This is a genomic window from Pseudonocardia lutea (assembly GCF_042658055.1).
GTDB lineage: Bacteria > Actinomycetota > Actinomycetes > Mycobacteriales > Pseudonocardiaceae > Pseudonocardia > Pseudonocardia lutea.
In genome coordinates this window covers 1-8,982 of sequence record NZ_JBHSQK010000034.1, presented here as the reverse complement: position 1 = coordinate 8,982, position 8,982 = coordinate 1, and the positions used below count along the sequence as shown (strand labels likewise).

At 73.7% G+C, this 8,982-nt stretch carries 8 protein-coding genes; 7 read left to right on the top strand and 1 reads right to left on the bottom strand.

Going from position 1 to position 8,982, the window contains the following annotated elements; genetic code table 11:
* The 3 genes from ACFQH9_RS14830 to ACFQH9_RS14820 form a co-directional block, all read left to right on the top strand.
* Positions 1-596: (2Fe-2S)-binding protein (locus ACFQH9_RS14830; protein WP_379566662.1), on the top strand; the 596-nt coding region annotated here is incomplete at its 5' end.
* 1 nt (position 597) lies between these two features.
* Positions 598-3,048 carry a xanthine dehydrogenase family protein molybdopterin-binding subunit gene (locus tag ACFQH9_RS14825; protein ID WP_379566661.1) on the top strand — a complete coding sequence of 817 codons (2,451 nt, stop codon included), beginning with the start codon at positions 598-600 and terminating at the stop codon, positions 3,046-3,048.
* On the top strand, positions 3,048-3,839 hold the full coding sequence (locus ACFQH9_RS14820; RefSeq protein ID WP_379566660.1) for a maleate cis-trans isomerase family protein: 792 nt from the start codon (positions 3,048-3,050) through the stop codon (positions 3,837-3,839). Before ACFQH9_RS14825 ends, ACFQH9_RS14820 begins: the two co-directional genes overlap by 1 nt.
* Positions 3,840-3,865: 26 nt before the next feature.
* Here the strand turns inward: ACFQH9_RS14820 and ACFQH9_RS14815 are convergent, their stop codons facing one another.
* The gene (locus ACFQH9_RS14815) at positions 3,866-4,789 is read right to left on the bottom strand and encodes a LysR family transcriptional regulator (protein WP_379566659.1); all 924 of its coding nucleotides are present in this window, start codon (positions 4,787-4,789) and stop codon (positions 3,866-3,868) included.
* Positions 4,790-4,906: 117 nt separating this feature from the next.
* Here ACFQH9_RS14815 and solA point away from each other — a divergent pair, with 117 nt between their 5' ends.
* The 4 genes from solA to ACFQH9_RS14795 all read left to right on the top strand — a co-directional run.
* Complete coding sequence (gene solA / locus ACFQH9_RS14810) at positions 4,907-6,076, top strand: N-methyl-L-tryptophan oxidase (RefSeq protein WP_379566658.1); 1,170 nt, start codon at positions 4,907-4,909, stop codon at positions 6,074-6,076.
* Positions 6,077-6,107: 31 nt separating this feature from the next.
* Complete coding sequence (locus tag ACFQH9_RS14805) at positions 6,108-7,427, top strand: aromatic ring-hydroxylating oxygenase subunit alpha (RefSeq protein WP_379566657.1); 1,320 nt, start codon at positions 6,108-6,110, stop codon at positions 7,425-7,427.
* Between the two features lie 488 nt (positions 7,428-7,915).
* Complete coding sequence (locus tag ACFQH9_RS14800; protein WP_379566656.1) at positions 7,916-8,302, top strand: ANTAR domain-containing protein; 387 nt, start codon at positions 7,916-7,918, stop codon at positions 8,300-8,302.
* A 47-nt stretch (positions 8,303-8,349) separates the two neighbouring features.
* Positions 8,350-8,982 (top strand): cytochrome c oxidase subunit I (locus ACFQH9_RS14795; RefSeq protein ID WP_379566655.1); only part of this gene is annotated, 633 nt, incomplete at its 3' end.

Sequence of the window (8,982 nt, the reverse complement as noted above, 5' to 3'; positions counted from 1 at the left end):
ACCGTCCCCGAGATGCGGCCGGTGGCCAAGCGATGACCGCGGCGACCGGCGGCGTGGAGACCCCGGCCGAGGTGCTCGTCGAGACGGTCACCACGGTGAACGGGCGTGAGGTCCGGGCGACCGTCCCCGCGCGGCTGCACGTGGCGGACTTCCTGCGCCAGCACCTCGGTCTCACCGGCACGCACGTCGGCTGCGAGCAGGGCGCCTGCGGGATGTGCACGGTGATCGTCGACGGCGAGGCGGTCAAGTCCTGCCTGATGCTCGCCTGCCAGCTCGACGGCCGGAACGTCCGGACCGTCGAGGACCTCGCGGAGGGCGACGAGCTCGACGCGCTGCAGCAGGCGTTCAAGGAGGAGCACGCGCTGCAGTGCGGCTTCTGCTCCCCGGGGTTCCTGATGACCGCGACCGCGCTCGCCCACCAGGGCTGCCGGCCCGGCCGCGAGGAGATCCGCGAGGAGATCGCCGGCGTGCTGTGCCGGTGCACCGGCTACGACAACATCGTGACCGCCATCGAGCGCTGGTTCGCGCAGCACCCGCAGGGTGCCGCTCCCGACCCGCACCCCGCCGTCACCGACCCCACCGCGACGCAAGGCTGACATGACCATTCTCGAAGACCCGGCCACCGGCGCCCGCGCGGACGAGGCGGGCGACCGTCGCCGCGTGATCGGCACGTCGCAGCTCCGCAAGGAGGACGACCGGCTGCTGCGGGGCGACGGCCGCTTCACCGACGACGTCGAGCCGGCCCGGGTGCTGTACATGGCCGTGGCCCGGTGCCCCTACCCGCACGCCCGCATCACGCACGTCGACGCGAGCGCCGCGGCCGCGCTCGCGGGCGTCGAGCACGTCCTCACGCCGGCGGAGGTCCGCCGGGACACCGAGCCGCTGAGCGTCCTGCGTCCGGTGCCGGGCGCGCCGACGCTGCCGTACTACGCGCTCGCCCAGGACGTCGCCACGCACGAGGGGCAGCCGGTCGTCAGCGTCGTCGCGAGCAGCCGGCACGTCGCCGAGGACGCGCTCGAGCTCCTGGACATCACCTACGAGCCCCTGCCGCACGTCGTGGACGTCCTGTCCGCCCTCGAGCCCGACGCGCCGGTGCTGCACCCCTCGGTGCTGGACTCCAACCTGCTGGCGGCCAACTCCGACGGCAGCGGCGACCCGGAGGCCCGGTTCGCCGAGGCGGACGTCGTCGTGGAGGGCCGGTTCCGGATCAACCGGGTGACCGCGCTCCCCATGGAGACCCGGGGCGTGGTCGCCCAGTGGCGCTCCGGCGCCCGCGAGCTCACCGTCCACTGCTCCTCCCAGGTCCCGCACCTGATCCGCAAGCAGCTCGCCGAGACGCTGCGGCTCGACGAGAGCGAGATCAGGGCCGTGGCGTCGGACGTCGGGGGCGGGTTCGGGCAGAAGCTGGGCGTGTTCCCCGAGGACGTCCTCGCCTGCCTGCACGCCATCGCGCTGCGCCGGCCCGTGAAGTGGTCCGAGGACCGCGCCGAGCACTTCCGCGGGAGCACGCACGCCCGCGAGTCCGTGCACGACTACCGCATCGCCGCGGACTCGACCGGCCGCATCCTCGCGATGACGAACGTGTACGCCACCGACATCGGCGGCTGGAACTCGCCCTTCGGCTCCGCCCAGCTGTCCAGCGTCGTCTTCAACGGGCCGTACAAGGTCGACGACGGGTACGCCGAGCGCCGGGTGACCCTCACGAACAAGACGCCGGTCGGGGCCTACCGCGGCTACGGGCAGCCGGAGGTCAACTTCGCCTACGAGCGGCTGATGGACCAGCTCGCCCGTCGCCTGGACCTGGACCCCGTCGAGCTGCGGGCGCGCAACATGGTCACCCCGCAGGACATGCCGTGGAAGAACCCCACGGGGGCCGTCTACGACAGCGGCGACTACGAGCGGTGCCTGCGCATGGCGGCCGACGCCGTGGACTGGGCCGGGCACCGTGCCCGCGGCCGGACCCCGCGGCCGGACGGCCGACTCGTCGGGATCGGGTTCGCCTCGTTCGTGGAGCGCACCGGCTACGCGAGCGCACGGTTCCTCGCCCGCCGCGGCTCGGTGTTCGGCGCCCACGAGAGCGTCACCCTGCGGGCCAACCGGTCCGGCGGGATCGACGCCTACACCGGGGTGTCCACGATGGGCCAGAGCAGCGAGACGGCGTTCGCCCAGGTCGTCGCGGACGTCTTCGGCACCGACTACGAGGCGGTCCGGGTGCACGCCGGGGACACCGCGACGTCGCCGCTCAACACCGGCGCCTTCGCCTCCCGCACCATGATCGCCGCCGGCGGGGCGCTGCGGGCCGCGGCCGAGCAGCTCGCCGCCAAGACCCGGCGGATCGCGGCCTGGCAGCTCGACGTCACCGCCGACGAGGTGGAGATCGCCGGATCCGTGGCCAGGGTCGGGGCCGAGCCCGCGCGGGCCGTCCCGCTGACGGCGGTCTACACGGCCGCGATCACCGGCCAGGGGATCCCTCCGGGGGAGGAGCCCGGCCTGGAGGCGACCGCGCACTTCGAGCCCTCGGACGCCGCGTACTCGTTCGGCACCGCCGCCGCCCAGGTGGCCGTGGACCCGCAGACCGGCGAGTTCGAGGTCGAGCGGTTCGTCATGGTCCACGACGGGGGGACGGTCGTGAACCCCACCATCGTCGAGGGGCAGGTCCGCGGCGGGCTGGCCCAGGGCTTCGGCGCCGCGCTGAGCGAGGAGCTGCGCTACGACGCCGACACCGGCCAGCTCGTCAACGGCTCCATGGTGGACTACTTCGTCCCGACCGCCGCCGACCTCCCGCAGGTGGAGCTGCTGCACACCGAGGTGCCCTCGCCGGTCACGCCGTTCGGCGTCCGCGGCGTCGGCGAGGTGGGCACCATCCCGCCCGGTGCCGCCGTCGCGAACGCGGTGTGCGACGCGCTCGCCGACCACGGCGTCGAGCTGACCGCCCTGCCCATCACGCCGGAGGCGGTCTGGAGCGCGCTCGCGGGACGCTCGGCCGCCCGCGAGCCCGAGCTCACGCCCACCCCGGCCGACCTGCCCGACGGAGGAGTCGAGTACTGATGACCGAGAACCCCGACGACCCGACCTGCGCCGCGCCCGCCCCCGACGGGCTCTCGCGCATCGGGCTGATCGTGCCCAGCTCCAACACCACGATGGAGACCGAGCTCCCGGAGCTGTTCCGGCGGCAGAGCGAGGCCACCGGGCACCGCTACACCTTCCACTCCGCGCGCGCCTCGATGAAGCAGGTCACCCGCGAGGAGCTCCTCGCCATGGTGGGCCGGGCCGTCGAGTGCGCGACGGCGGTGTCCGACGCCGCCGTCGACGCCATCGCCTACGCCTGCCTGGTCGCGGTGATGGCGCAGGGTCCGGGCGCGCACAAGGAGTCCGAGCAGGTCATCGCGGACGCGGCACGGGCGAACGGGCACCCCGCCGAGGTCGTCAGCAGCGCGGGCGCCCTGGTCCGGACGCTGCGCGGCCTCGGCTACTCCCGGGTCGCGATCGTCACGCCGTACATGGCGCCGTTGACCCGGATGGTGCGGGAGTACATCGAGGGCGAGGGGATCGAGGTCCTCGACGCCGTGGCCCTCGAGGTGCCCGACAACCTCGAGGTGGGGCGCCTCGACCCGGGGCGGCTCCCGGGGATCGCCCGGGGGCTGGAGCAGGACGGCGCCGACGCGATCGTCCTGTCCGCGTGCGTCCAGATGCCCTCGCTGCCCGCCGTGCAGCGCGTCGAGGACGAGCTGGGGCTGCCGGTGGTCACCGCGGCCACGGCGACCGCCTACGAGGTCCTGACCGCCCTCGGCCACAGGCCCGCGATCCCCGGCGCCGGCCGGCTGCTCGCACCCGCGTAGCGCGCCCGTCCCCGGAGGCCGGTCGCTCACGTGGTGTGGGTGGACAGGGTCGTCGCGATCTCCTGCTGCAGTGCCTCGAGACCCGCGGCGATCAGCGGCCGGCGTTCGGACCCGGCACGGACCGCGGCGAGGACGTGCCGGGTGGGCGGGTGGTCCCCGGCCACCGGGATGCGCCGGGTGGCGTGGTGGGCGGGGAGGTCGGCGAGCCGGGGGACGAGGGCGACCCCGAACCCCTGGGCGACCAGGGCGGCGCCGGTGTCCCACTCGTCGGCGTGGTGGGCGACGGCGGGGGCGAAGCCGGCGCCCGCGCAGGCGACCGTGACCAGCTGGTGGTAGGCGTGCCCGGGGGTGCCGACGATCCACGGGTCGCCGGCGACCTCGGCCAGGTCCAGGGCGTCGCGGTGGGCGAGGGGATGGTCGGGACCGACGAGGACGTCGAGCGGCTCGGCGTAGAGCCGGTGCCGGGTGAAGGCGGCATCGGACTCCGGGGGGATCCCCGGGGTGGCGACGACGACGGCGATGTCGGCCTCGTCGGTCGCGAGCAGGTCGAAGGCCCGGGCCGGTTCGGTCTCGCGCAGGTGCACGCTCAGCCCCGGATGACCGTCGCGGAGCCGTGCCATGGCCGGGGGCACGAGGCGCGCGGCCGCGGTGGAGAACGCGCAGAAGCGCAACGACCCGGTGACCGGGTTGCGCCGGTGCGCCGCGAGGTCGGCCTGGGCCTGCTCCCACCGGGCGGCCAGCGCCTCGGCGTGGGCCAGCAGGGCGTGCGCGGCCGGGGTGAGCCGCACGTTGCGCCCGACGGGTTCGAGCAGTACGAGGTCGAGCTCGCGGGCGAGCGCCTGCATCTGGTGGGACACCGCCGACGGCGTCAGCCGGCACGCCTCGGCGGCGGCGGTGATCGTGCCCTGCCGGGCGACGGCCTGCAGCACCCGCAACCGACGGTCGATCATGTACCAACAGTACAAGATCAGGTTCGTTTCCTTTCGATGGACGTGAACGCCCTCGCCTCCCGACACTGACCGGGACCGTTGCGGATGTCCCGGGGGGCGAGGATGGACGACCACCGCGTGATCGTCGTCGGATGCGGCGGCCTGGGATCGGCCGCGCTGTACCGACTGGCCCGGCGGCTGGGCGGCGGGGTGCTGGGGCTGGAGCAGTTCGCGCTCGGGCACGACCGCGGCGCCTCGCAGGACCACTCGCGGATCATCCGGCTCGCGCAGCACCAGCGGCAGTACGCCGTGCTCGCGGGACCTGCGTACGAGGCGTGGGCGGAGGTCGAGGCGGAGTCGGGCCAGACGATCGTGACCCGCACGGGCGGTTTGGTCGTCGAGGACCGGGTCGCCCGTCGGGACGTCGACACGGGCACCCGCAACATCGAGGGCTACACCGCGCTGTTCGACGAGTTCGGCGTGGCCTACGAGCTCCTCGACGCCGAGGAGCTGGCCGCGCGCTGGCCGCAGTTCCGCCTCGACGGGGGCGAGCAGGCGGTCTACCAGTCCGACTCGGGCATCGTCGATGCCGCGCGGGCGAACGCGGTGCACGTCGCGCTGGCCCGGTCCCACGGGGCGCAGGTGATCGAGCACGCGGCGGTCCGGGCGGTGCGCCCGGACGGCGGCGGGGTCGTCGTGGAGACCGAGGGGCGGACCTACCGCGCCGACCGGGTCGTCGTGACCGCCGACGCCTGGACCAACCAGGTCCTCGAGGCCTGCGGCCTGCGGCTGCCGCTCACCGTCACCCAGGAGCAGGTGACCTACTACGCGACGCCGCACCTGGCCGAGTTCTCCCCGGCCCGGTTCCCGGTCTTCATGTGGCACGGGGAGCACAACTTCTACGGCTTCCCCGTCTACGGGGAGGTCGCCACCAAGCTGGGCCAGCACATGGGTGGGCACGAGACGACCGCGACCACCCGCACGTTCGAGCCCGACCCGGTGCGCCGCAAGCGCTACGCCGCGTTCGTGGAGCAGCACCTGCCCCGCTTCGGCGGCCCCGAGCTCTACACCAAGACCTGCCTGTACACGGTGCCGCCGGACCAGGACTTCGTGCTCGACACCCTGCCGGAGCACCCGCAGATCACCGTCGCCGTCGGGGCCGGGCACGCCTACAAGTTCGCGGCGCTGATCGGGCAGCTGCTCGCCCGGCTCGCCCTCGACGAGCGCCCCGAGCACCCGATCGACGCCTTCTCGCTCACCCGCCCGGCGTTGACCGATCCCACGTTCGCCCGCACCTTCCACGTCTGACGCCGGCCGCCCGAAGGGAGCCCTCGACGCCATGACCGCGCACCTCGAGCCGCCAGTCCACGCGCAGCCCGACATGCACGCCGCCCTGCCGGCCCGGCCCGTGCCGGCGGCGGACTTCACGGACGAGCACACCTACCGCTACACACGCCTGCCCGTCGAGCTGGCCGCCACGTTGCCGCCCGACGCCTACACCAGCCCGGAGTTCTTCGCCCTGGAGCGGGAGAAGGTGTTCGCGTCGAGCTGGGTCGCCGTGGGCTGCACCGCCGAGCTCGACCGGCCCGGGGCCTGCCTGGTGGCCGAGGTCGCCGGCCGTTCGATCATCGTCACCCGCAACCGCGAAGGTCGGCTGCGGGCCTTCCACAACGTGTGCCGCCACCGTGCCACCCAGCTGCTCCCGCCGGACGCCCGGCACGTCGGACGCCACGACCGGATCCGCTGCCCCTACCACGCGTGGACCTACGACCTCGACGGCGCCTGCCTGGGCACCCCGCTGTTCGAGGGCTCGGACATCCCGCCCGGCGAGGAGACGATCTTCGACACCGCGTCCGCGCGCGCGTTCGACCGCGCCGACCACGGACTGCTCGAGGTCGCCGTGGACACCTGGGGGTTCCTGGTGTTCGTCCACCTCGCCCCCGACGCCGCCCCGCTCGCCCGGCACCTCGGCGACCTGCCGACCCGGTTCGCCGGCCACCGGCTCGACCAGTGGCTCCCGCAGCGGCGCCGCACCTACGACGTCGCCGCGAACTACAAGCTCGTCGCCGAGAACTTCATGGAGTACTACCACCTGCCCTGGGTGCACCCCGAGCTGACCAAGGTCTCCCGGTTCTCCGACCACTACCGTTGGCAGGGTCCCGGCCTCTACACCGGGATGTGCACCACCCCCGTCTCGGCGAACACCGCCGCGGGCGGTTGGGACGGTCTGCGCCCGATGAGCGGGCTCGGCGAGCAGGACGCGGTCAGCGGGCGCTTCGTCTGGCTGTTCCCGAACACCGCGCTGGTCGTGCTGCCCAACCACGCGTTCGTCCTGTTCGCCGGCCCGCTCGGGCCGGCCCGCACCCGCGAGACCGCCGTGATCCTCGGCCACCCCGAGTCCCTCGACGACCCCGCCGCCGACGCCGCCCTCGACCAGCTGGAGAGCTTCTGGGACCTGGTGAACCGCCAGGACCTCGAGATCGTCGAGCGCGTCCAGCAGGGCCTGGAGAACCCGGCCTACCGGGGCGGGCGGATGTGCTACCGGTTCGAGGAGCCCCTGCACCGCTTCCAGAACATGGTCGTCGACCGGATGGTCGGCCTGGACCGGATCCCGGACGGCGACGACGACACCATGACCCGGATGTTCCCGGACCCCTGAGCACGCAGCGGACCACCCGGGCGAGCGCGGCGGCGCGGCACATCCGGGCAGGCCGCCCCTGCGTCGGCAGGGCGCCCTGGGCGCCGGCGCTGTACCGCGGGCCCGGCGGGACGCCGTCGGACGCCGTCCACCTGACGGTGGCCGCCCTGCGCGCCTCGCCGGCCTCGCCCGTGCGGCCCAGTCGAGTCAGCCGCTCCACGAACTCGACCACCACCCGCGCCCCGTGGGCGCCGACGAAGACGCCGGTGAGATCGAGAATCGCGACGTCCGGCGCCTCGGCCGTCGTCCGCCGGACCTCCTGGCGCGCCCTGCCGTAGGTGGTGATGTCGAGATCGCCGACGGCGGTCAGCAGGACTGCTCGGCTCCCGGGCACCGGGACGTCGGACGGGTCCGAGCGGACGAAAACCGCCGTGGGGCGTGCAGGATCCACGCTGGGGCTCCTTCGCGAGCAGGGCGATGCTCGCGCCGCGGGGACAGCGCGACGCAGGGTGACACGACTGCGGCCGACGGTACGTCCGCGGACCGCCGGGCGCCTCGACGTGTACCTCGACCGGAGGCACGACCGGGACGACACGGAGGTCGACGCGCTCGGGCACTACGCCGCCGTGCTCGAGACGGTGCTCGTCGCGACGCTCTCGGCGCGCCGCGCCACGACGTTGGCCGGCCAGCACCAGCACGCCCTCGACAGCCGCATCCTCGTCGACCGTGCCATCGGGTTCCTGATGGGACGGGCCGACCTCGACGCCGCGACCGCGTTCACGCTGCTCCGCAGGTCGGCCCGGTCCCAGCGGCGCAGGCTGGCCGACGTTTGCCCGCGAGGTGCTCGACGCCCGCGGCCCGCCACGCCGATCCCGGTCGTGAACGTTTCGTCATGAGGCGTGGGGGTAGGAGTCCGCCCCGACGTCGCCGTGAGGGAGCCGCCGTGACCCAGCTCGACCGTCCCTTGCCGACCGCCGTGCCGTTGGGCGAGTTCCGCCCGTCGCCGCGGGGCAGCCGGATGCTGCATCTGTTGCGGACCACGGACCCGAAGGACATCGCGATCCTCTACCTGGTCACGGCGTTCGTGTTCTTCCTGGTGGGCGGCGCGATGGCGCTGCTGATCCGGGCGGAGCTGGCGCGGCCGGGACAGCAGTTCTTGTCCTCGGAGCAGTACAACCAGATGTTCACGATGCACGGCACGTTGATGTTGCTGCTGTACGCGACGCCGATCCTGTTCGGCTTCGCCAACTACATCGTGCCGTTGCAGATCGGGGCGCCGGACGTCGCGTTCCCGCGGCTCAACGCCTTCTCCTACTGGCTGTTCCTGTTCGGGGGGCTCGTCGTCATGTCGGCGTTCCTCACCCCGGGCGGGGCCGCGGACTTCGGCTGGACCGCCTACACCCCGTTGTCGGATGCCACCCGCTCGCCGGGGGCCGGTGGCGACCTGTGGGTCGCCGGGCTGATCGTGTCCGGGCTGGGGACCATCCTGGGCGGGGTCAACATGCTGACCACGATCATCTGCATGCGGGCGCCGGGGATGACGATGTTCCGGATGCCGATCTTCACCTGGAACATC

Excerpts from the sequence above, each read along its gene's own strand:
- ACFQH9_RS14825 (WP_379566661.1), top strand. The coding sequence starts at position 598 with ATGACCATTCTCGAAGACCCGGCCACCGGCGCCCGCGCGGACGAGGCG.
- ACFQH9_RS14820 (WP_379566660.1), top strand. The coding sequence starts at position 3,048 with ATGACCGAGAACCCCGACGACCCGACCTGCGCCGCGCCCGCCCCCGAC.
- ACFQH9_RS14815 (WP_379566659.1), bottom strand. The coding sequence starts at position 4,789 with ATGATCGACCGTCGGTTGCGGGTGCTGCAGGCCGTCGCCCGGCAGGGC.
- ACFQH9_RS14805 (WP_379566657.1), top strand. The coding sequence starts at position 6,108 with ATGACCGCGCACCTCGAGCCGCCAGTCCACGCGCAGCCCGACATGCAC.